Source organism: Nocardiopsis camelliae (assembly GCF_028993595.1).
Classification (GTDB): domain Bacteria; phylum Actinomycetota; class Actinomycetes; order Streptosporangiales; family Streptosporangiaceae; genus Nocardiopsis; species Nocardiopsis dassonvillei.
This window is the reverse complement of sequence record NZ_CP118614.1, coordinates 729,774-752,118: the sequence shown is the minus strand read 5'-3', so window position 1 is coordinate 752,118 and position 22,345 is coordinate 729,774. Positions and strand designations below refer to the sequence as shown.

The window sequence follows — 22,345 nt, the reverse complement described above, 5'->3', positions numbered from 1 at the left end:
GCCAGCGCAGTAGCGCCGTCTTCCGTCCGTGTCAGCGGACCCTGTGCGCGGAACGGCGGCGGTACCACCCCCCGCGAGGAGTGGCATACCGCCGCCGTCAGTCAAGCAAACCGCTTCTACCGGTTGTACGGTCCGAAGTCGTACTCCTCCAGCGGAACGGCCTCGCCCGAACCCTGTCCGAAGGTGTACTCGCTCGGCTCCTCGTACCCGGAGACCGAGTACATCGAGGCCTTGGCCTCCTCGGTCGGCTCCACCCGGATGTTGCGGTACTGCGGAATGCCGGTACCGGCCGGGATGAGCTTACCGATGATGACGTTCTCCTTGAGGCCGAGGAGCGGGTCGCTCTTGCCGTGGATCGCGTTCTCGGTGAGCACCCGGGTGGTCTCCTGGAAGGAGGCCGCGGACAGCCAGGACTCCGTGGCCAGCGAGGCCTTGGTGATCCCCAGCAGCACCGGGCGCCCGGCCGCGGGCTGGCCGCCCTCGGACACGACGCGGCGGTTGATCCGCTCGAACTTCGGCCGCTCGACCATCTCACCGGGCAGCAGCTCGGTGTCGCCCGACTCCAGGATGTTCACCCGCTTGAGCATCTGGCGGACGATGATCTCGATGTGCTTGTCGTGGATGGACACACCCTGCGACTTGTACACCTCCTGGACCTCGGACACCAGGTGCTGCTGCACCGCGCGCGGGCCCTGGATGCGCAGGACCTCGTGCGGGTTGATCGCACCCTGGATCAGCTGCTGGCCGACCTTGACGTGGTCGCCGTCGGTGACGAGCAGCTGGGCGCGCATCGGGACCGGGTAGGCGATCTCGTCCGTGCCGTCGTCGGGGATGACGACGATCTTGCGGCTCTTCTCGGTGTCGTCGATCCGGATCCGGCCCTCCATCTCGGAGATCGGGGCCACACCCTTGGGGATGCGGGCCTCGAAGAGCTCCTGGACACGGGGCAGACCGTGGGTGATGTCCTGACCGGCCGAACCGCCCATGTGGAAGGTACGCATGGTCAGCTGGGTGCCGGGCTCACCGATGGACTGGGCCGCGATGATGCCGATCGCCTCACCGACGTCCACCGGCTTGCCGGTCGCCATGGAGCGGCCGTAGCAGGTGGTGCAGACGCCGATCTTGGCCTCGCAGACCAGCGACGAGCGCACGCGGACGCGGGTGATCCCGGCCTCGATGAGCTTGTCGATGTTCTGCTCGGAGGTGTCGCTCAGGGCGGGGAGGACGACGTTGCCCTCCGCGTCCACCGCCTCCTCGGCGATGGTCCGGCCGAAACCGGTGTTCTCGACGTTGTGCTTGCGCACGACGACGCCGGCGGCGTTCTTCTCGCCGATCTCGTGCCAGAGCGAGCGCTCCGTGCCGCAGTCGATCTCGCGGACGATGACGTCCTGCGCGACGTCCACCAGACGACGGGTCAGGTAACCCGAGTCGGCGGTACGCAGGGCGGTGTCGGCCAGACCCTTGCGCTGGCCGTGCGTGGAGATGAAGTACTCCAGCACGGACAGGCCCTCGCGGTAGGAGGACTTGATCGGACGCGGGATCGTCTCACCCTTGGTGTTGGAGACCAGGCCGCGGATACCCGCGATCTGGCGCACCTGCATCGGGTTGCCTCGGGCGCCGGACTGGACCATCATCCACACCGGGTTGTCGGCGGGGAAGTTGCTCTCCATGTCCTGGGCGACCTCGGTGGTGGCCTGCGTCCACACCTCGGTGAGCTCCTGACGGCGCTCGTCGTCGGTGATGAGACCGCGGTCGTACTCGCGCTGGATCTTGTCCGCCTTGCGCTCGTACCCCTCCAGGATCTCGGTCTTGCGCGGCGGCGCGACGACGTCCTCGATGCCGATGGTCAGACCGGACCGGGTGGCCCAGTGGTAACCGGCGTCCTTGAGGGCGTCCAGCGTCGTGGCGACCTGGACCTTGGGGTAGTTCTCGGCGAGGTCGTTGACCAGCGTCGAGACCTGCTTCTTGCCCACCTGGAAGTTGACGTACGGGTAGTCGACCGGGGTGGTCTCGTTGAACAGGTACCGCCCCAGGGTCGTCTCCAGGGTGTACGGCTCCCCCGGCGTCCAGCCCTCCGGCGGCGTCCAGTCCTTGGGACCGGGGGCGCCGTCGGCGATCCGGAGCTTGATCCTGGCCTGGAGGTCGAGGTCCCCCAGGTCGTAGGCCATGATGCCCTCGGCCGGGGAGAGGAACGAGCGCCCCTCGCCCTTGGCTCCGGCCTTCTCCGTCGTCAGGTAGAACAGGCCGATGATCATGTCCTGGGTGGGCATGGTCACGGGCTTGCCGTCGGACGGCTTGAGGATGTTGTTGGTGGCCAGCATCAGCAGCCGCGCCTCGGCCTGGGCCTCGGCGGACAGCGGCAGGTGGACGGCCATCTGGTCGCCGTCGAAGTCGGCGTTGAACGCCGTGCACACGAGCGGGTGGATCTGGATGGCCTTGCCCTCGACCAGCTGCGGCTCGAATGCCTGGATGCCCAGGCGGTGCAGCGTCGGGGCGCGGTTGAGCAGAACCGGGTGCTCGGTGATGACCTCTTCGAGGACGTCCCACACGACCGGGCGGGACCGCTCGACCATGCGCTTGGCGCTCTTGATGTTCTGCGCGTGGTTCAGGTCCACCAGGCGCTTCATCACGAAGGGCTTGAACAGCTCCAGCGCCATCTGCTTGGGCAGGCCGCACTGGTGCAGCTTGAGCTGCGGGCCGACGACGATGACCGAACGGCCGGAGTAGTCGACTCGCTTGCCCAGCAGGTTCTGGCGGAAGCGGCCCTGCTTGCCCTTGAGCATGTCGGACAGCGACTTGAGCGGACGGTTGCCCGGCCCGGTGACCGGGCGGCCACGGCGGCCGTTGTCGAACAGCGCGTCGACGGCCTCCTGGAGCATCCGCTTCTCGTTGTTGACGATGATCTCGGGCGCGCCGAGGTCGAGCAGCCGCTTGAGGCGGTTGTTGCGGTTGATGACACGGCGGTACAGGTCGTTGAGGTCGGAGGTCGCGAAGCGGCCACCGTCCAGCTGCACCATCGGACGCAGGTCCGGCGGGATGACCGGGATGCAGTCCAGCACCATGCCCATGGGGCTGTTGGTGGTGTTGAGGAACGCCGAGACGACCTTGAGCCGCTTCAGGGCGCGGGCCTTCTTCTGGCCCTTGCCGGTGCGGATGATCTCCCGGAGCCTCTCGGCCTCCACGTCCAGCTCGAAGTTGGCCAGCCGGTCCTGGATGGCCTGGGCGCCCATGCCGCCGCGGAAGTACTTGCCGAAGCGGTCCCGCATCTCGCGGTAGAGCATCTCGTCGCCCTCGAGGTCCTGGACCTTGAGGTTCTTGAACCGGTTCCAGACCTCGTCGAGGCGGTCGATCTCGCGCTGGGCGCGGTCGCGCAGCTGGCGCATCTCGCGCTCGGCGCCCTCGCGCACCTTGCGGCGGGCGTCGCCCTTGGCCCCCTGCTCCTCCAGCTCGGCGAGGTCGGCCTCCAGCTTGCGGTGGCGGTCCTCGACGGTGGAGTCGCGGCGCTGCTCCAGGTGCTGCTTCTCGACCGAGATCCGCGCCTCCAGGGACTGGAGGTCGCGCTCACGGGCCTCGGTGTCCACCCACGTGACCATGTAGGCGGCGAAGTAGATGATCTTCTCGAGATCCTTCGGCGCCAGGTCCAGCAGGTAGCCCAGGCGGGAGGGCACGCCCTTGAAGTACCAGATGTGCGTGACGGGAGCGGCCAGCTCGATGTGGCCCATCCGCTCACGGCGCACCTTGGCGCGGGTCACCTCGACGCCGCAGCGCTCACAGATGATGCCCTTGAAGCGGACGCGCTTGTACTTGCCGCAGTAGCACTCCCAGTCGCGGGTCGGACCGAAGATCTTCTCGCAGAAGAGTCCGTCCTTCTCGGGCTTGAGGGTGCGGTAGTTGATGGTCTCGGGCTTCTTGACCTCGCCGTGCGACCACTGGCGGATGTCGTCGGCCGTGGCCAGGCCGATGCGCAGCTCGTCGAAGAAGTTGACGTCGAGCACTTAATTCGTCCCCTGCTCTCGAAGAATGCGGAAGTTAGACCTCTTCGACACTGCTCGGCTCCCGCCGACCCAGGTCGATTCCCAGTTCTTCCGCCGCGCGGAAGACGTCCTCGTCGCTGTCCCGCATCTCGATGGACATACCGTCACTGGACAGCACCTCCACGTTCAGACAGAGCGACTGCATCTCCTTGATGAGCACCTTGAAGGACTCAGGGATGCCCGGCTCGGGGATGTTCTCGCCCTTGACGATGGCCTCGTAGACCTTGACCCGGCCCACCACGTCGTCGGACTTGATGGTGAGCAGCTCCTGGAGGGCGTAGGCGGCGCCGTAGGCCTCCAGCGCCCACACCTCCATCTCACCGAAGCGCTGGCCGCCGAACTGCGCCTTACCGCCCAGCGGCTGCTGGGTGATCATGGAGTACGGGCCGGTGGAGCGCGCGTGGATCTTGTCGTCCACGAGGTGGTGGAGCTTGAGGATGTACTTGTAGCCGACGGAGATCGGCTCGGCGAAGGGCTCGCCGGTGCGGCCGTCGAACAGACGCGCCTTGCCGTCCTCGTTGATCAGGCGGTTGCCGTCCGCGTTGGGGCGCACCGACTTGATCAGGCCGCTGAGCTCGTCGCCGTGCAGGCCGTCGAAGACCGGCGTGGCCACGCGGGAGTCCGGCGGCACGTCGGTGGCGCCGATGGCCTCCAGCGACTTCTGCCACTCCTCCTCGACCCCCTCGACCAGCCAGCCGTTCTTGGCCAGCCAGCCCAGGTGGACCTCCAGGACCTGGCCGACGTTCATGCGGCCGGGCACGCCCAGCGGGTTGAGGATGATGTCGACCGGCGTCCCGTCCTCCAGGAAGGGCATGTCCTCCTGGGGCAGGATCTTGGAGATGACGCCCTTGTTGCCGTGGCGGCCCGCGAGCTTGTCACCGTCGGTGATCTTGCGCTTCTGGGCCACGTAGACGCGGACCATCTCGTTGACGCCGGGGGCGAGCTCGTCGCCCTCCTCGCGGCTGAACACGCGGACGCCGATGACCTTGCCGGTCTCGCCGTGCGGCACCTTCAGCGAGGTGTCGCGGACCTCGCGCGCCTTCTCGCCGAAGATCGCGCGCAGCAGGCGCTCCTCCGGGGTCAGCTCGGTCTCGCCCTTGGGCGTGACCTTGCCGACGAGGATGTCGCCGTCCACGACCTCGGCGCCGATGCGGATGATGCCCCGGTCGTCGAGGTCGGCCAGGACCTCCTCGCTGACGTTGGGGATCTCGCGGGTGATCTCCTCCGGGCCCAGCTTGGTGTCGCGGGCGTCGACCTCGTGCTCCTCGATGTGGATCGAGGAGAGGACGTCGTCCTGCACCAGGCGCTGGGAGAGGATGATCGCGTCCTCGTAGTTGTGGCCCTCCCAGGACATGTACGCCACGAGCAGGTTCTTGCCCAGCGACATCTCACCCTGGTCGGTGGAGGGGCCGTCCGCGAGGACCTGGCGCTCCTCGACCCGCTGGCCCTCGGCCACGATCGGCCGCTGGTTGAAGCAGGTGCCCTGGTTGGAGCGCTGGAACTTGCCCATGCGGTACGTCTTGCGCGTGCCGTCGTCGGCCATGACGGTGACGTAGTCGGCGGTGACGTCCTCGACGACACCGGCCTTCTGCGCCAGGACGACCTCGCCGGCGTCGGTGGCGGCTCGGTACTCCATGCCGGTGCCGACGAACGGCGACTCGGCCATCAGCAGCGGCACGGCCTGGCGCTGCATGTTCGAGCCCATGAGGGCGCGGTTGGCGTCGTCGTGCTCCAGGAACGGGATCATGGCGGTGGCGACCGACACCATCTGGCGCGGCGACACGTCCATGTAGTCGACCTCGTCCGTGCTGACCTGCTCGAACTCACCGCCCTTGCGGCGCACGAGCACACCGGCCTCGGCGAAGGAGCCGTCGGGGTTCATCGGCGTGTTGGCCTGCGCGATGACGTGGAGGTCCTCCTCGTCCGCGGTCAGGTAGTCGACCTGGTCGGAGACCTTGCCGTCGATGATGCGGCGGTACGGGGTCTCCACGAAGCCGAAGGAGTTGACCCGGCCGTAGGCGGCGAGCGAGCCGATCAGACCGATGTTCGGTCCCTCGGGCGTCTCGATCGGGCACATGCGGCCGTAGTGCGAGGGGTGCACGTCGCGGACCTCGAAGCCCGCGCGCTCGCGGGACAGGCCGCCCGGGCCCAGCGCGGAGAGGCGGCGCTTGTGCGTCAGGCCCTCCAGCGGGTTGGTCTGGCCCATGAACTGCGACAGCTGCGAGGTGCCGAAGAACTCCTTGATGGAGGCCACGACCGGACGGATGTTGATCAGGGTCTGCGGCGTGATCGCCTCGACGTCCTGGGTGGTCATCCGCTCGCGGACGACGCGCTCCATGCGGGCCAGGCCCAGGCGGACCTGGTTCTGGATGAGCTCGCCGACGGTGCGCAGGCGGCGGTTGCCGAAGTGGTCGATGTCGTCGGTCTCGATCGGACGGGGACCGTTGACGGTCTCCTTCTCGACCTCACCCGCGTGCAGGCGGACGAGGTAGTCGATCGTGGCGACGATGTCCTCTTCGGTGAGGGTGCCCTGCCGGTAGTCGGTGTCCAGCCCGAGCTTCTTGTTGATCTTGTAACGGCCGACCTTGGCCAGGTCGTAGCGCTTGGGGTTGAAGTACAGGTTCTCCAGCAGCGCCTGGGCCGACTCCTTCGTGGGCGGCTCGCCGGGGCGCAGCTTGCGGTAGATGTCCAGCAGCGCGTCGTCGGTGCCCGCGGTGGGGTCCTTCTCCAGCGTGTTGCGGATGGACTCGTACTGGCCGAAGCGCTCCAGGATCTGGTCGGTGGTCCAGCCCAGCGCCTTGAGCAGGACGGTGACGCCCTGCTTGCGCTTGCGGTCGATGCGGACGCCGACGAAGTCGCGCTTGTCGACCTCGAACTCCAGCCAGGCGCCGCGGGACGGGATGACCTTGCAGCCGTAGAGGTCCTTGTCCGAGGTCTTGTCGACGGACTTGTCGAAGTACACGCCCGGGGAGCGCACCAGCTGGGACACGACGACGCGCTCGGTGCCGTTGATGATGAAGGTGCCGGTCTCGGTCATGAGCGGGAAGTCGCCCATGAACACCGTCTGGCTCTTGATCTCACCGGTGTCGTTGTTGATGAACTCCGCCGTGACGAACATCGGGGCGGAGTAGGTCATGTCCCTGTCCTTGCACTCATCCTCTGAGTACTTGGGCGGCTCGAACCGGTGGTCGCGGAACGACAGGGACATCGTGCCCGAGAAGTCCTCGATCGGGCTGATCTCCTCGAAGATCTCTTCGAGACCGGACTGCTCCGGAACGTCCTTGCGGCCAGCGTTTCGGGCCGTCTCAACCCGGGTCTTCCACCTGTCGTTGCCCAGCAGCCAGTCGAACGACTCGGTCTGAAGGGCGAGGAGGTTCGGGACCTCCAGTGGTTCCTGGATACGGGCGAAGGAAACGCGGTGCGGACCAAGGGCGTTAGCGGAGGCGTTGCGCGAGGCTGCCAACAGGGGTCCTTCCGAAGGCTTGTGGCGGTTGAAGCGCGCACGCCAGACGATCCGTCACGAGAAGGACCGCCGCAACGCGGTTGAGACGGTCACATCGAGCGGGAGCGGGCCACCGGAATGTCCGGAAAAATGGAGTGGCGGTAGCCTTCACCGGCACAGGGATCACCAAAGGGCAGCGCAAAAGAGCAGTGTAGCCGAACACCACACCGCTGTCCACTCACGGTCCACAGCGCCACTCACGACACCGGCAGGATCACCCCTGGAGGGCGATCCGTCAAGCCCGCTCCCGGCGGAGGGGCCCGGATTCCGGCTGCCCGGAACGGTCCGACGACCTCGTCGGTGGACTGGTGCGCCTGCCCTGGCCCGGGGGTCGGGAGCCAACGACATCCGAAGGATTCCCCCGCCTCAGGCGGGTAAACACGTCCTCCGGGCCTCAGCGGGTTTCCCGGGACGGGAGATTAGCGCGTCCGGGGGACAGTTCGCACACGCGCCCCCGGTTCCGGAACCTGCCGGATCCCCCTCAGCTTCGCACAGGGGACGGGACGAGCGGTGACGGACACGGCGGGGCGCGGGCAAAGGACTCCTGACCCGCCGCAGGTCAGCGCGCCGCCGGAGGCGCCGCCCGGGCCCGGGCGGCGGGGCGGAGGGCTCGACGGAGCGCGGGACACGGCGGACACCGGCCCGGGGCGCGGGAGGAGCGGGGGCCGCGGAGGCGGGGGCGCGGCGGTCGCGGGCCGGAGCGCGAAGGAGCGCGGGCCGGACGGGAGGCGCGCGGGAGGACCGCCCGGAGGCGGTGAGGGGTTCCAGGACGCACGAAGGCGGCCGCCCCTCCCCGGAAGGAGGGACGGCCGCCGGAAGCAGGCCAGCGGGCGCTCAGCGGCCCGCATGGGACTACTTGAGGGTGACGGAGGCGCCAGCGCCCTCGAGAGCGGCCTTGGCCTTCTCGGCCGTCTCCTTGTTGACGCCCTCCAGCAGCGGCTTGGGAGCGTTGTCGACCAGGTCCTTGGCCTCCTTGAGGCCCAGGCTCGTGAGGCCGCGGACCTCCTTGATGACCTGGATCTTCTTGTCGCCAGCGCCCTCGAGGATGACGTCGAACTCGGTCTGCTCCTCGGCCTCGGCGGCGCCGCCACCCTGGGCGGGGCCGGCGACGGCCACGGCGGCCGGAGCGGCGGCGGTGACGTCGAACTTGTCCTCGAAGAGCTTCACGAAGTCGGCCAGCTCGAGAAGGGTCATCTCCTCGAACGCGGCAAGCAGGTCCTCGTTGCTGAGCTTCGCCATGGTGCGATCTCTCTTTCTCTGCGGACACGCGGTCCTGTCGGGCCCGCGTGCGAGTCAGTGTCCGAGCGCCCTCGGCGCCCGGCGGGGTTCAAAAAGGTCAGGCGGCTTCCTGGGAGCGCTTGTCCGCCAGGGCCTGCGCGAGACGCACAGTCTTGGAGGGCAGCGCCTGGAAGACGGCGGCGGCCTGGCCCTGCTTGGCCTTGAGCGCACCCGCCAGCTTCGCGAGGATGACCTCGCGGGACTCCAGATCGGCCAGCTTGGTGATGTCGTCGGCGCTCATCGACTTGCCGTCGATGACACCGCCCTTGATCACCAGGGGCGAGTTCGCCTTCGCGAAGTCACGCAGACCCTTGGCGGCCTCGACCACGTCACCGTGGACGAAGGCGATGGCGGACGGGCCCTCGAGCAGGTCCTTGACCTGCTCGTCGACACCGGCCTCCGTGACCGCGATCTTGGTCAGCGTGTTCTTGACGATGCGAAAACGCGCGCTCTGGCCGAGGCTGCGACGCAGTTCAGTGATCTGCGCGACAGTGAGCCCCCGGTATTCGGTCAGCACGGCGCCGTTCGACTCACGGAACTCGCCCGTGAGTTCGGCGACCGCGGCTGCCTTGTCCGGCCTCGCCATGGGACTCCTTCCAACATTGAACGCTGGTTGACTCCAAGGGCCCGGGCGATCGGCGTCAGCACGAGAAAAAGCCCCGGGCGCGAGGCGCACGGGGCATGACCGCGTTCCGGCGGCCGCGCGGAGCACGGCGTGGAACGGGAAGCTCTTGTGACACCTGCGCGGGCGCCCATCGCGGATGGGCCCTTAGGTCACCCGTTCGGGTGACGACCAGCGGTCTTCGGCAAGAACCCATCGTACCGCACGCGCGGGAGCCCCCGTTCCGCACCGGGGGGCAGAAACCGTGATCGCGCTCACTCCCGCGCGGGCACGGAACCGCGGCGACGTGGCGGGCGTCGGATCGGTGGCCGCGCGGAGGAGCCGGCAGGGACCGGAATGTCCCTCCGACGTGGCAGCATGACGCTACCGGGCACCCCCGCTCCCAGTCGTGCCCGTGTCCCCCGCACAAAAGAAGAAGGCGAACACCCCGTGAAGACCCGTATGCCGGTCCTGATCTCCGCCGGCACCCTCGCCCTGTCCCTCACCGCCTGCGGCGGAGGCGCCGCGGAGGAGGAGCCCGCCGAGGCGGCGGCCGAGTCGCCCGAGGCGGGCGGTGGTGGCAGTGTCCTGGACCTGGTCGCCGGTCTCGGCGAGAGCACCCAGAGCGTCGACAACTACACCCTCACGATGGACATCCTCACCACCGAGTCGCCGCTGAGCGAGGGGGAGGTCGAGATGTCCATCGTCTACGAGGTGAGCGACGACCCCTCGGCCCTCCAGGTCACCGCGGTCATGCCGTTCCTCGGCGAGAGCACGCTGGCCCTGATGGAGATGACCGGCGCGGACGTGAGCGGCCTCACCGCCGAGGAGGCCGGCACCAGCGTCATGCTCTACCCGGAGGGCCAGGACCCCCTGATCTCCAACAGCCTGGGACAGTACGGGGACACTCCCTGGGTGACTGCCGGTGGTGAGGCGCTCGGGGACGTTTCCGCGGACGTCTTCGACGTGGAGGCCCTGCCCCAGGTCGCCAGCGCCATCGCCTCCCTGGAGAACGTCTCCGAGGCGGGTACCGAGGAGATCAACGGCGTGGAGACGACGGTCATCGAGGGCACGATGACCAGCGAGGAGTACGAGGCCCTGTCCGAGGAGCAGTCGGCCGCGCTCCTCCAGGTGCTCGGCTCCGACTTCAGCGGCACCCTCGACATCGGTGTCTGGATCGACGACGCCGGCTTCCCGCTGCGCATGGAGTTCGCGGACGAGGTGTCCGACGTGTCCATGGAGTTCTCCGCGCTCAACGAGACCGCCGTCGAGATCCCCGCCGAGGACGAGATCGGCACCATGTAGGTCCACGTGTCACGGCTCTCCGGGGCTTGTCCGTCCGCCGTGCGGCGGACGGACAAGCCCCGGAGAAGCGGAGCGGCCCCCGCCGTCCTCTCGGACTGCGGGGGCCGCTCTCGTCTGCGCTGGACAGCCGCGAAGGCTAGGCCTCGAGCGGGATGCTCGGGCCCATGGACGTGGAGACCACGGCCTTCTTGATGTAGCGGCCCTTGGCGGCGGACGGCTTGAGGCGGTTCACCTCGTCGATCGCTGCCTGGTAGTTCTCCAGGAGCTTCTGGTCGTCGAAGGAGGCCTTGCCGATGATGAAGTGCAGGTTCCCGTGGCGGTCCACGCGGAACTCGATCTTGCCGCCCTTGATGTCGGTGACGGCCTTGGCGACGTCGGGCGTGACGGTGCCGGTCTTCGGGTTCGGCATCAGGCCGCGCGGACCGAGCACGCGGCCGAGGCGGCCGACCTTGCCCATGAGGTCCGGGGTGGCCACGACGGCGTCGAAGTCGGTGAAGCCCTTCGAGACCTTCTCGATCATCTCGTCGTCGCCGATGATGTCGGCGCCAGCCGCGAGAGCCTGCTCGGCACGCTCACCGGTCGCGAAGACCAGGACCCGAGCGGTCTTGCCGGTGCCGTTCGGCAGGTTCACGGTGCCGCGGACCATCTGGTCGGCCTTGCGCGGGTCGACGCCCAGGCGCAGGGCGACCTCGACGGTCGCGTCGAACTTGACGGTGGAGGTCTCCTTGGCGAGCTTCACGGCCTCGGCGGGGCCGTAGAGCTTGTCACGGTCCACCTGCTGGCTGGCTTTGCGGTGGTTCTTGCTGCGCTTCACTCTGTTCTCCTGTGGAACGTGTGGTCACCGGGCCAGCGCCTGGCCCTGCCACGGTGGTTCTTGAACGTCGAGCGTCCCCGGTCGCTCCGGTCTCCGCGGACCGGCGCCACCGTGCGGGGGACTACTTGACCTCGATGCCCATCGAGCGGGCGGTACCGGCGACGATCTTGGCGGCGGCCTCGATGTCCTCGGTGTTGAGGTCGGGCAGCTTGGTCTGCGCGATCTCGCGGACCTGCTCGGCGGTGATGGAACCGGCGGTGCTGCGACCCGGGTCGGTGGCGGCCTTGTCCAGGCCGGCGGCCTTCAGGATCAGCTTCGGCGCCGGAGGCGTCTTGGTGACGAAGCTGAAGGAACGGTCCTCGTAGATGGAGATCTCGACGGGGATGACGTTGCCGCGCTGGGACTCCGTGGCAGCGTTGTACTGCTTGCAGAAGTCCATGATGTTGACGCCGTGCGGACCGAGCGCGGTACCGACGGGCGGCGCCGGGGTGGCCTGACCGGCGGGGAGCTGCACCTTGACCAGTGCGGCCAGTTTCTTCTTCGGAGGCATATCGGGTCCTTTGCCTGATCTGCGTTGTGTTCTGGTCCCGTTGCCTCCCTGACGGCTCCGCGCGGCCGCGGGGGCCGGGGAACCGCTGCCGAAGGAGGCGGGGGACCCCGCGCGCGACGGGCGCGGGGCGCCGGTCCGCCGGGACCGGGCGGACCGGGCGCGGGTCCCGCCGGGGCGGAACACGCGAGTGGGTCCGCCACGGGGCGGACCCACCAAGTCTATGCCGCTCTTCTGAGTGCCCTGACAGGCGCTTCGCGATCGCAGGGCCCCGGCCCGAGCGGCGGGAGCGGACGGGCTAGATCTTGGCGACCTGGTTGAACGACAGCTCGACCGGGGTCTCGCGGCCGAAGATCGACACCAGCACCTTGAGCTTCTGGGTGTCGGGGTTGATCTCGCTGACCGTCGCGGGCAGGGTCGCGAACGGGCCCTCCATGACGGTGACGGACTCGCCGACCTCGTAGGCCACGTCCATGCGGGCCTCTCCGACGCCGCCGCCCGCGCTCCGGGCCTGCTGCGCCTGCTCCGGCTCCACCTCCGGCTCGGGGGCGAGGAGCTTGGCCACCTCGGTCAGGCTCAGCGGCGCGGGCTTGTTGGAGAGGCCCACGAAGCCGGTGACGCCGGGGGTGTTGCGGATGGCCGACCAGGACTCGTCGGTCAGGTCCATGCGGACGAGCACGTAGCCGGGCAGGACCTTCTCGGTGACCTGCTGGCGCTTGCCGCTCTTGACCTCGGTGACCTCGTGCTCGGGCACCTCGACCTGGAAGATGTACTCCTCCATGTTGAGGGACTGGGTGCGGCTCTCGACGTTGGCCTTGACCCGCTTCTCGTAACCGGCGTAGGTGTGCACGACGTACCAGTCGCCGGGCAGCAGGACGAGCTCGTTCTTGAACTCCTCGACGGGGTCCAGGCGGGGGGCCTCCTCCTCGGCGGCCTCGCCCTGCTCCTCGTCCTCCTCCACGACGCCCTCGTGGTCGTCGGCGGCCTCGGACGCGTCGGCGTCACCGGTCAGCTCCGGGCTGTCGGTGTCGACCGCGTCGGTCGCGTCCTCCGGCAGCTCGCCCGCCAGGCCGGTCTCTTCCGCCGACGACTGAACCGGCTCCTCTTCGGGGAAGTCGTCAGAGGTCAGTGGGGACTCGGACACGGCTGCTCTTTCTCTCGTCGGATTCGCTCTCGGGGCGACGCACACGAGGCAGCGCTGTACGTCGAACCCGGTTCTGCCAGCTTACGGTCTCTCCGGGCGGACCGGGACCAACGCGCGGACGAGGAGGCCGCGTCCCGGCTTCTGCCGGAGGACGCGGCGCGGAAGGGGTGGTCAGACGCCCTGCGGGGTGCCGAACGTGCCGTACAGCCAGGTGACCGCCTCGCCGAAGCCCCAGTCCACGAGGGAGACGTATCCCAGGACGACCAGCACGAAGACGAGGACCACGATGGTGTAGGTCACCAGCTCGCGGCGCGTGGGCCAGCGGACCTTGCGCAGCTCTCCGGCGACCTGCTTGGTGAACGTCACCGGACCGGTACGACGCTTGGGCTCCTTGTCGGGCTTGGCGTCGGCGTCAGTCTGAGTCACCTGGGGTCCTTAGGGTCGCGGGCTGCTACTTGTCCCCGTAGTTCCGGATGCCCGCGCGGCGCGACGCCCGCAGGGGCGCCGCACCGCACGCGCGAAGGTGCAGGGCAGGAGGGACTCGAACCCCCAACCGCCGGTTTTGGAGACCGGTGCTCTGCCAATTGAGCCACTGCCCTTAGCGGAAACTGCGATCCCACCATAGCCGGTTCCGGTGCGCTACGCACACCGTGCGCCAGGTAACACCTGGGCCACGAACGGCCGACCGGAAAGAGTGTATGCGCTCGGGGCCCCGTGACCAAACCGTTCGTCCCGCCGAGGGGCGTGAACGGCTCCTTCGTCCGGTTGCGCCCTCCTTCCCGCCCGCGCCCGGACCAGGGGCGCATGACAACATGGGTCACATGACTGATCGACCCCGTCTCTCTGCACGTATCAGCGCGATCTCCGAGTCCGCCACCCTGGCCGTGGACGCCAAGGCCAAGGCCATGAAGGCGGAGGGCCGTGCCGTCATCGGCTTCGGCGCGGGAGAGCCCGACTTCCCGACCCCCGACTACATCGTCGAGGCCGCCGTCGAGGCCGCCCGTGAGCCCCGGTTCCACCGCTACACGCCCGCCGGCGGCCTGCCCGAGCTCAAGAAGGCGATCGCCGAGAAGACCCTGCGCGACTCCGGCTACGAGGTCGACCCCGCCCAGGTCCTGGTGACCAACGGCGGCAAGCAGGCCATCTACGAGGCCTTCGCCGCCATGCTGGACCCGGGCGACGAGGTCATCGTCATCGCCCCGTACTGGACCACCTACCCCGAGTCGATCAAGCTCGCGGGCGGCGTCCCGGTCTTCGTCGTCACCGACGAGAGCACCGGCTACCTGGCCAGCGTGGAGCAGCTGGAGGCGGCGCGCAGCGAGCGCACCAAGGTCCTGGTGTTCGTCTCCCCGTCCAACCCGACCGGTGCCGTGTACCCGCGCGAGCAGGTCCGCGAGATCGGCCGCTGGGCGAACGAGCACGGCCTGTGGGTGCTGTCCGACGAGATCTACGAGCACCTGGTCTACGGGGACGCCGAGTTCTCCTCGCTGCCCGTCGAGGTGCCCGAGATCGCCGACCGCACCGTCATCGTCAACGGCGTGGCCAAGACCTACGCCATGACCGGCTGGCGCGTGGGGTGGATCATCGGCCCCAAGGACGTGGTCAAGGCCGCGGGCAACCTCCAGTCGCACGCCACCTCCAACGTCGCCAACGTCTCGCAGGCCGCCGCCCTGGCCGCGGTCTCCGGCGACTTGGACGCCGTGGCGACGATGCGCGAGGCCTTCGACCGCCGCCGCAAGACGATCGTGCGCATGCTCAACGAGATCGACGGCGTGGTCTGCCCCGAGCCGCAGGGCGCGTTCTACGCCTACCCCTCGGTCAAGGGCGTGCTGGGCAAGGAGATCCGCGGCCGGACGCCGCAGACCTCCACCGAGCTGGCCGAGCTCATCCTGGAGCAGGCCGAGGTCGCCGTGGTGCCCGGTGAGGCCTTCGGCACCCCCGGCTACCTGCGCCTGTCCTACGCGCTCAGCGACGAGGACCTCGCCGAGGGCGTGAGCCGCATCCAGAAGCTGCTGGCCGAGGCCAAGTAGCAGCGCCTCTTCGGGGCTCCGCCGCGCTTCGCCCCGTACACGCCGACGCGCCCCGGGGGACCGGTCCCCCGGGGCGCGTCGGCGTGTACGGGGCCGGTCCCGGCGCGGCCGGATGGGGCGTCCTGGCACCGGAGGCGCCCCGCATACGGCAGGCTTACGTCATGGAGACACCGACCAGCGCCCGCCGGTTGGACCGGCTGCCCAAGGCACACCTGCACCTGCACTTCACCGGATCGATGCGCCATCCCACCCTGGTGGAGCTGGCCGCCGAGCACGGCATCCACCTCCCCCAGGCCCTGGTCGAGGAGTGGCCGCCCAAGCTCCGCGCCACGGACGAGCGCGGCTGGTTCCGCTTCCAGCGCCTGTACGACATCGCCCGGTCGGTGCTGCGCAGACCCGAGGACGTCTACCGGCTGCTGCGCGAGGCGGCCGAGGACGAGCGCGCGGCCGGGTCCGGCTGGCTGGAGATCCAGGTGGACCCGAGCGGTTACGCGTCGCTCTTCGACGGGCTCACCGCCACCCTGGAGCTGTTCCTGGACGCGGCCCGCGCCGCCGAGCGCGAGACCGGCGTGCCCGTCGGCCTGATGGTGGCGGCCAACCGCACCAGGCACCCGCTGGACGCCAAGGTGCTGGCCCGCCTGGCCCGCCAGTACGCGGGCAGGGGCGTGGTGTCGTTCGGCCTGAACAACGACGAGCGGCGCGGCCGCGCCCTGGAGTTCGAGGGGGCGTTCCGGATCGCGCGGCGGGCCGGGCTGCTCTCCGCGCCGCACGGCGGCGAGCTCCAGGGGCCCCGCAGCGTGCGCGAGTGCCTGGACGTGCTGGACGCCGACCGGATCGGGCACGGCGTGCGGGCCGTGGAGGACCCGCGGCTGGTGGAGCGGATCGCCGAACGCGGGGTGACGCTGGAGGTCTGCCCGACCTCCAACGTGGGTCTGGGGGTGTACGAGGACCTGGGGCAGCTGCCGCTGCGCACGCTCTTCGACGCCGGGGTGCCGGTCGCGCTGGGCACCGACGACCCGCTGCTGTTCGGGCCGCGCCTGGTGGAGCAGTACCGGATCGCCCGCGAGGTGCTCGGGTTCTCCGATCCGGAGCTGGCCGAGCTGGCGCGGATGTCGGTCCGCGGCTCGGGCGCGCCGGAGTCGCTGCGCAAGGAGCTGCTGGCCGGGGTGGACGCGTGGCTGGCCGCCGACCCGGAACCCGCCGGGGACTGAGCCGCCACCGGCTCGGGGCTCAGGGCTCAGGGCTCAGGGCTCAGGGCTCAGGGCTCAGGGCTCAGGGCTCAGGGCTCAGGGCTCAGGGCTCAGGGCTCAGGGCTCAGGGCTCAGGCTAGGAGCATCCAGGCGCCCTGGCCCAGCATGGCGGCGCCCGCGACGAAGAACAGGGTGGCCGCGCCGATCTGGATGGCGCGCTCGGGCAGCTTCTTGCCGAGCACGGCGCCCAGCGCGATGGCGATGGCGTCGGCCGCGACCATGCCCACGGTGGAGCCGATCCACACGGGCAGCCAGTGGTGCTGGGTGCCGACGGTGATCGTGGCGAGCATGGTCTTGTCGCCGAGTTCGGCGACGAGGAAGACGACGAAGACGGTCGCGAACGCGGAGCGGATGCGCCGGGAGGCGGCGCGGGCCTCGTCCTTGTCGCTCATCTCGTCGCCGCGCAGGGTCCACGCGCCGAAGAACAGGAACGCGACACCGGCGGCGAGGGTGAGCCAGTCGGTGGGCAGCGTCGCGCCCAGGACCTCGGCCAGCAGGACGCTGCCCGCGTGCACGACCGCGGTGGCCGCGGTGATGCCGAGGATGACCGTGAGGGCCCGGTAGCGGGTGGCCAGGGACATGGCCACGAGTTGGGTCTTGTCGCCCATTTCGGCGATGAAGATGGCGAAGGCGCTGAATGCCAGTCCGGCGGCGAACCCCGTCATGCCTCCCCTTCCGTCCGACGTTGTCTGGGCAGAAGGAGGCGGACACCACTTCAACCCGGTCTTTTCCGGGTCAAAGGTCTCGTCCGCTCCTGGCTCGGCTTGTCTGGCCTGGCCGGGCTCGTACGACCGGGCCGCGGGGCGGCCAGTGTGTCGATCGCACGCATTGGGGACTACTCCCCTTCGACGCCTCCGACTTTATGGCAGAACAGAAGGATAATGCAATTCATGGCTTTACTGAATTGTTTTATCAGCCCGCCCTGAAAAACAAGTTGGCCGCGCCCAACTCCGAAATTGGGCGCGGCTGGGACCGGAGCGCGGGGCACCGGCTCAGAGGGAGACGCCGACCATCACCGGCTCGTTGACCAGGCGGACCCCGAAGGCCTCCTCCACGCCCGCCCGCACCTCGCGGGCCAGCTCCAGCAGGTCCTTCGTGGTGGCGCCGCCGGGGTTGGTCAGGGCGAGGCTGTGCTTGCCGGAGATGCGCGCGGGACCGTCGCCGTACCCCTTGGTGAACCCGGCGCGGTCGATCAGCCAGGCCGCGGAGAGCTTGACGTCCCCCCGCGCGTCGGGGTGCCCGGGCACCTGCGCGTCGGCGCCCAGGCGGGCGGCCGCCCGTTCGCGCACGGCCGCGAACTCCTCGGCGGTGACCACCGGGTTGGTGAAGAAGGACCCGGCGCTGCGGGTGTCGGGGTCGGCGGGGTCCAGGACCATGCCCTTGCCCCTGCGCAGCCCGAGGACGGTCTCCCGCGCCCGCTCCAGCGGCACCCGGGCGCCCGCCTCGGCACCCAGAGTGCGGGCCACCTCGGCGTAGGCGATCGGACGGCTGAGCTCGGAGCGGCGCAGCGCGAAGACCACCTCGCACACCACGTGGCGGTCGTCGCCCTTGAAGACGCTGTCCCGGTAGCTGAAGCCGCACTCGGCGTTGGTCATCCGGCGCCGCTCACCGGTGCGCCGGTCGTGGACGAGCACCTCGCGGATGGTCTGGCTGACGTCCTGGCCGTAGGCGCCCACGTTCTGGATGGGCGTGGAGCCGACCCGGCCGGGGATGCCCGACAGGAACTCCAGCCCGCTGAGGCCCTCGGCCACGACGCGCTCCACCAGCGGGTCCCACTCCACGCCCGCCTCGGCGCGCAGCAGCACGACCGGTTCGCCCTCCTCGTCGGTGCCCGCCTCCTCGAAGGAGACTCCCCTGGAGTCCACGAGGACCACGGTCCCGGGGAAGCCGTCGTCGGAGACCACGAGGTTGCTGCCCCCGCCCAGGACGAGGACGGGCTCGCCGGCGGCGTCGGCGCGGGCCACGGCGGCGACCAGCTCGTCGGTGGTGCCCGCGACCAGGAAGGTCCGCGCCGGGCCGCCCAGGCGCAGGGTGGTGTACTCGGAGAGTGCGGTCACGTCTACCTCGCCAGGCGCACGGTGGCCTTGGACTGCACCAGGACCTTGGCGCCGCCCGACCGCGCGGTCAGCAGCACCGTGACGGTGCCGTCGTCGTTCTTGGTCTTGACCTTGCCGCCGACGGTGATCTCGGCGCCCTCGTCGTCGTCGGGGACGACCACGGGCGCGGAGAAGCGCACCGAGTAGTCGACGACGCAGCCGGGGTCGCCCGCCCAGTCGGTGAGCACCCGCGCGGCCTCGGCCATGGTGAACATGCCGTGCGCGATGACGTCAGGCAGCCCCACCGACTTGGCGAAGCGCTCGTTCCAGTGGATCGGGTTGAAGTCGCCCGAGGCGCCCGCGTAGCGGACCAGGTCCAGGCGGCGGACCGGGAAGGTGCGCTCGGGGAGCTCGGTGCCGACCTCGACGTCGGCGTGGCGCAGCCTGCTCATGCCTCTCCTCCTCGCGCGACCAGCATCATCGTGGCGGTGACCACGTGCTCGCCGTCGGCGTCGTGTGCCGCGGTCTCCAGTGTGAGCAGCTCGTTGCCGCCCAGGGCCCGGATGGCCGTGATGCGGGTGACGCTGCTCAGGACGTCACCGGCGCACAGCGGACGGCTGTAGCGGAAGCTCTGGTCGCCGTGCACGACCCGGGAGAAGTCCAGGCCGAGGTCGGGGTCGGCGATGGCCTGGGCCGAGCCCGCCATCCCCAGGATGACCGGGAAGGTGGGCGGGGCGACCACGTCGGGGTGTCCGGCCGCCCGGGCCGAGGCCTGGTCGGTGTAGACCGGGTTGGGGTCGTTGACCGCCTCGGCGAACTCACGGATCTTGCCCCGGGTGACCTCGTAGGCCTCCGGCGCGGGGTACTCCCGGCCGAGGTAGTCAGGGTTGATCGCCACGCTCTCTCCTGTCGTGAAGGGGCCCGGACACGCGAACAGCCCGGTGAGCGGATCGCTCACCGGGCTGGAAGCCTTCGAGAACTGCCTCTGCGACGTCGCGGCGGAGACGATCGCGCTCGACAGGGACGCTCGCGCGGGACCTAACGGGTCTCGCGGTGCTCGTTGTGCTTGCGGCAGTTCGGGCAGAACTTCTTGATCGCGAGACGGTCGGGGGTGTTCCGACGGTTCTTGCGGGTGATGTAGTTCCGGTGATTGCACTCCTGGCAGGCCAGGGTGATCTTCGGCCTCACGTCGGTGGCAGCCACTTCGGAGTGCCTTTCTCGCTGGAAACAGTAGTAAGCGCCCGCGACGACCCCTGAGATGTGGGCTCAGGGGTCAGCGGGTTGGTAGCGGGGGCCGGACTTGAACCGACGACACAGCGATTATGAGCCGCTTGCTCTACCGACTGAGCTACCCCGCCCCGATCAACGGGACCACAACCCTACCAGGGCTGCGACCCGGTGCAGGCCGGCGGATGCTCCCTCCGGCCACCCACCTGAGTGGACCGTACCCCGTCAAGTGGTGGAGCCCCTTTACGGAATCGAACCGTAGACCTTCTCCTTACCATGGAGACGCTCTGCCGACTGAGCTAAAGGGGCGCGCTGGTGGGGCTTTCTCTCGTCCGCCCCGGGGGCGTTGCCCCCTTGCGCTGGTCATGACTATACAGGGATTCGGGGGTGGTCTGCCAAATCGAACGCCCCCGGGCCGCACCCGGGCGCCGAAACCCCTGCTCACAGCGGTTCCGGCGCCCCGACTGTGACTCAGAGCGCCTCGACCCACACGTTGGACATCGCGTCCCGGTTGATCCTGCGGATGTCGGCGGGCAGGCCCAGTCTGCGCAGGGCGTCGGACAGGCGTGTGTCGTGGGTGAACACGATCAGCTGCCGGTGCCTGCCCACCTCCGCCAGCACCGCGGACAGGCCCTCCACGGTCTCGGTGTCCATCGCCTGGACCGGGTCATCCAGGACCAGGAAGCCGAAGGGGTTGCCCTCCACCAGGGTGCGCGGCAGGCAGATGGACAGCGCCAGCGCCTGGAACTCGCCCTGGCTCAGGAGCCCGGGCGCGCTGGTCTGGTCCCCGACGCCGTCGACCGACACGTCCACCTCGACCCGGCGCCGGGCGCCCCGGCCGATCAGCCGCATGCCCTGGAGGTCGATGTGCCGCTCCTGGCGCAGCCGGTACCAGACCTGTTCGGCCTGCGCGGCGACCGGCCCCAGCCGCTCCTCGCGCAGGATCCTCGCCTGCTCCGACAGCCAGTTCAGCGCGGCCTCGGCCCCGTTGAGGACCTCGCGCGCGGTTAGGGCGTCCTGGGCGTCGTCCAGCCACCCCGAGAGCTGCTCGGCCAGCTCCGACCAGCCGCCGGTCGGGTCCTCCAGCCGCTCGCTCGCGTCCCGGCGAGCGCTCACCGCGGCCGCCCGCAGCCTGCGGCCGACCGCTTCGACGTGCTCGGCCAGCTCGGCCAGGTCCTCGATGTCCGCGCCGGACTCCCACAGCGACCACACCTGGCCCAGTTCGCTCTCCGGTGGCAGCCAGCCCGGCGCCGGGGACATCAGGAAGCGGGCCTGGTCCCTGGCCGCGTCGGCGCGCTCGTAGGCGGCCGAGACCACGGCCGCCTGCGGCTTGAGGGCGCGCAGCTGGGCGTTGGCCCGGCGCGTCCAGTCGGCGCCCAGCGGCGAGGAGCACGTGGGGCACTCGGTCTCGGAGGGGTGGCGCTGGTGGTGTTCGAGCGCCTGTTCCAGGAGCCTGACCACCCCGTGCGCGCGGTCGCCCTTGCTGCCCGCGGCCATGGCCAGCTCCATGGACGCGCCCCGCAGCTCGTTGACCACGTCGGACATCAGCGCCCGCTCGGGCACGGCCAGCCGCCGCAGGCGGCGCAGGACCGTGTGCAGCTCGGGGTCGCTGGGCCCGGTGTCGGAGGCGAGCCTGCGCAGGGCGTCCATGTCGAAGTAGGAGGCGGTGAGGAGCTGGACGGCCTGGGCGGCCCTGGGGTCGTCGGAGGCCCGGAGCGCGTCGAGCAGGTACCGCAGCTCCCGCGAGGGCCGGTCGCGGCGCTTGGCGAGCCCGTCGCACACCTTGGCCAGGCGGCGCTCGGCCTCCGTCAGGCCGCTGAGCCCGAGCAGGCCGGTGAGCGTGTCGTACAGCTCGGCCGAGCGCCCGGTGACCGTGCGGCCGAGTTCGTCGTAGGACAGGAAGGGGCGGTAGCGCACGAGGTTGTCGCCCCAGTCCATGGTCCGGAGGGGGGAGACCTCGCCGTCGGGGCGGACGACCTCGCCGCGCGCGGAGCGGACGCTCTCGCCCGTCCACCTGCGGCTGATGCGGGTGGAGCCCTCGTCCCCGGCGACGCGCACGTCCACGGTCGCCTCGGTGCGCTCGTCGTAGTGGAGGTTGCGCCAGCCGTCGCGCCAGCCGGTGGGCATGGCGTCCCACCGGGGGTTGCGTCCGGTGAGGGCGGCCTCGGCGGCCTCGGCGAAGCTGGACTTGCCCGAGCCGTTGCGCCCGACGATCACGGTGAGCCCGGGACCCGCGTCGAAGGCGAGCTCGGCGGGGCGGCCGATGCCCCGGAAGCCCTGGACCCTGATCCCGGTGAGGTAGGTCCGCCGGACCCTGCCCGCGGGCGGCTCGGCGACGGGCTCCGGCTCGGGGACGCGCTCGCCCCTCAGGCGGGCCTCCAGGGCGTCCTCGCCCCACAGGGCGGCGCCGACCCAGGAGCTGACCTCCCGGGGCAGCCCGGAGCGCGCCAGAGCGTCCAGGAGCGCCGTCCCACCCTCGAACGTCTCGGGTACCCGAGTCACTACGTCACCCCGTTCACGTGTCGTCTCCGCACAAGCAGACTAGGACAGGACGGGAGGAAGCACTCGCCGAACGCC

General features: G+C 69.9%; 17 protein-coding genes and 3 tRNA genes. 3 read left to right on the top strand and 17 right to left on the bottom strand.

Features of this window, described 5'->3' with window-relative positions:
* Positions 1–116 precede the first annotated feature (116 nt).
* The 4 genes from PV789_RS03535 to rplJ form a co-directional block, all read right to left on the bottom strand.
* Positions 117–3,995, bottom strand: coding sequence for a DNA-directed RNA polymerase subunit beta' (locus PV789_RS03535; RefSeq protein ID WP_274976135.1), 3,879 nt, complete (start codon positions 3,993–3,995; stop codon positions 117–119).
* A gap of 34 nt (positions 3,996–4,029) precedes the next feature.
* On the bottom strand, positions 4,030–7,497 hold the full coding sequence (rpoB, locus tag PV789_RS03530) for a DNA-directed RNA polymerase subunit beta (protein ID WP_212641600.1): 3,468 nt from the start codon (positions 7,495–7,497) through the stop codon (positions 4,030–4,032).
* Positions 7,498–8,388: 891 nt separating this feature from the next.
* Entirely contained in the window at positions 8,389–8,775 is a 387-nt protein-coding gene (gene rplL / locus PV789_RS03525) for a 50S ribosomal protein L7/L12 (protein WP_274976134.1), read from the bottom strand.
* Between the two features lie 97 nt (positions 8,776–8,872).
* Entirely contained in the window at positions 8,873–9,400 is a 528-nt protein-coding gene (gene rplJ, locus PV789_RS03520; protein WP_013156102.1) for a 50S ribosomal protein L10, read from the bottom strand.
* A gap of 465 nt (positions 9,401–9,865) precedes the next feature.
* On the opposite strand from rplJ, the gene PV789_RS03515 reads away from it, so the two are divergent.
* The gene (locus PV789_RS03515) at positions 9,866–10,720 is read left to right on the top strand and encodes an SCO4651 family lipoprotein (protein WP_274976133.1); all 855 of its coding nucleotides are present in this window, start codon (positions 9,866–9,868) and stop codon (positions 10,718–10,720) included.
* A 136-nt stretch (positions 10,721–10,856) separates the two neighbouring features.
* Here the strand turns inward: PV789_RS03515 and rplA are convergent, their stop codons facing one another.
* From rplA to PV789_RS03490, 5 genes are all read right to left on the bottom strand, one after another.
* Positions 10,857–11,534, bottom strand: coding sequence for a 50S ribosomal protein L1 (gene rplA / locus PV789_RS03510; protein WP_274976132.1), 678 nt, complete (start codon positions 11,532–11,534; stop codon positions 10,857–10,859).
* Between the two features lie 121 nt (positions 11,535–11,655).
* Entirely contained in the window at positions 11,656–12,084 is a 429-nt protein-coding gene (rplK, locus tag PV789_RS03505) for a 50S ribosomal protein L11 (RefSeq protein WP_013156098.1), read from the bottom strand.
* Between the two features lie 295 nt (positions 12,085–12,379).
* Positions 12,380–13,225: a transcription termination/antitermination protein NusG gene (gene nusG / locus PV789_RS03500; protein WP_274976131.1), complete on the bottom strand. Its 846-nt coding sequence runs from the start codon at positions 13,223–13,225 to the stop codon at positions 12,380–12,382.
* Positions 13,226–13,396: 171 nt separating this feature from the next.
* On the bottom strand, positions 13,397–13,651 hold the full coding sequence (secE, locus tag PV789_RS03495) for a preprotein translocase subunit SecE (RefSeq protein WP_013156096.1): 255 nt from the start codon (positions 13,649–13,651) through the stop codon (positions 13,397–13,399).
* A gap of 100 nt (positions 13,652–13,751) precedes the next feature.
* A tRNA-Trp gene (locus PV789_RS03490) sits at positions 13,752–13,824 on the bottom strand.
* A gap of 222 nt (positions 13,825–14,046) precedes the next feature.
* Here PV789_RS03490 and PV789_RS03485 point away from each other — a divergent pair.
* Both PV789_RS03485 and PV789_RS03480 read left to right on the top strand, forming a co-directional pair.
* Positions 14,047–15,255 (top strand): pyridoxal phosphate-dependent aminotransferase, encoded by a 1,209-nt coding sequence (locus PV789_RS03485; protein ID WP_174547194.1) that lies wholly within the window; start codon positions 14,047–14,049, stop codon positions 15,253–15,255.
* Between the two features lie 161 nt (positions 15,256–15,416).
* Positions 15,417–16,466 carry an adenosine deaminase gene (locus PV789_RS03480; RefSeq protein WP_274976130.1) on the top strand — a complete coding sequence of 350 codons (1,050 nt, stop codon included), beginning with the start codon at positions 15,417–15,419 and terminating at the stop codon, positions 16,464–16,466.
* Between the two features lie 110 nt (positions 16,467–16,576).
* Here the strand turns inward: PV789_RS03480 and PV789_RS03475 are convergent, their stop codons facing one another.
* From PV789_RS03475 to PV789_RS03440, 8 genes are all read right to left on the bottom strand, one after another.
* Positions 16,577–17,170, bottom strand: coding sequence for a TMEM165/GDT1 family protein (locus PV789_RS03475; RefSeq protein ID WP_212641604.1), 594 nt, complete (start codon positions 17,168–17,170; stop codon positions 16,577–16,579).
* 327 nt (positions 17,171–17,497) lie between these two features.
* Positions 17,498–18,562, bottom strand: coding sequence for a UDP-N-acetylmuramate dehydrogenase (locus PV789_RS03470; protein ID WP_274976129.1), 1,065 nt, complete (start codon positions 18,560–18,562; stop codon positions 17,498–17,500).
* Positions 18,563–18,564: 2 nt separating this feature from the next.
* Positions 18,565–18,993, bottom strand: a complete 429-nt coding sequence (locus PV789_RS03465; RefSeq protein ID WP_097636072.1) for a MaoC family dehydratase — start codon at positions 18,991–18,993, stop codon at positions 18,565–18,567.
* Positions 18,990–19,439 carry a MaoC family dehydratase N-terminal domain-containing protein gene (locus tag PV789_RS03460; protein ID WP_274976128.1) on the bottom strand — a complete coding sequence of 150 codons (450 nt, stop codon included), beginning with the start codon at positions 19,437–19,439 and terminating at the stop codon, positions 18,990–18,992. The genes PV789_RS03465 and PV789_RS03460 overlap by 4 nt, the downstream gene beginning before the upstream one ends.
* A 140-nt stretch (positions 19,440–19,579) precedes the next feature.
* Complete coding sequence (gene rpmG / locus PV789_RS03455) at positions 19,580–19,744, bottom strand: 50S ribosomal protein L33 (protein WP_013156089.1); 165 nt, start codon at positions 19,742–19,744, stop codon at positions 19,580–19,582.
* A gap of 79 nt (positions 19,745–19,823) precedes the next feature.
* Positions 19,824–19,899: transfer RNA gene (locus tag PV789_RS03450), tRNA-Met, on the bottom strand.
* Between the two features lie 102 nt (positions 19,900–20,001).
* Positions 20,002–20,077, bottom strand: a tRNA-Thr gene (locus tag PV789_RS03445).
* 162 nt (positions 20,078–20,239) lie between these two features.
* On the bottom strand, positions 20,240–22,270 hold the full coding sequence (locus PV789_RS03440) for an AAA family ATPase (RefSeq protein ID WP_274976127.1): 2,031 nt from the start codon (positions 22,268–22,270) through the stop codon (positions 20,240–20,242).
* Positions 22,271–22,345: the final 75 nt, after the last annotated feature.

Excerpts from the sequence above, each read along its gene's own strand:
- rplL (WP_274976134.1), bottom strand. The coding sequence starts at position 8,775 with ATGGCGAAGCTCAGCAACGAGGACCTGCTTGCCGCGTTCGAGGAGATG.
- rplJ (WP_013156102.1), bottom strand. The coding sequence starts at position 9,400 with ATGGCGAGGCCGGACAAGGCAGCCGCGGTCGCCGAACTCACGGGCGAG.
- rplK (WP_013156098.1), bottom strand. The coding sequence starts at position 12,084 with ATGCCTCCGAAGAAGAAACTGGCCGCACTGGTCAAGGTGCAGCTCCCC.
- PV789_RS03485 (WP_174547194.1), top strand. The coding sequence starts at position 14,047 with ATGACTGATCGACCCCGTCTCTCTGCACGTATCAGCGCGATCTCCGAG.
- PV789_RS03480 (WP_274976130.1), top strand. The coding sequence starts at position 15,417 with ATGGAGACACCGACCAGCGCCCGCCGGTTGGACCGGCTGCCCAAGGCA.
- PV789_RS03475 (WP_212641604.1), bottom strand. The coding sequence starts at position 17,170 with ATGACGGGGTTCGCCGCCGGACTGGCATTCAGCGCCTTCGCCATCTTC.
- PV789_RS03465 (WP_097636072.1), bottom strand. The coding sequence starts at position 18,993 with ATGAGCAGGCTGCGCCACGCCGACGTCGAGGTCGGCACCGAGCTCCCC.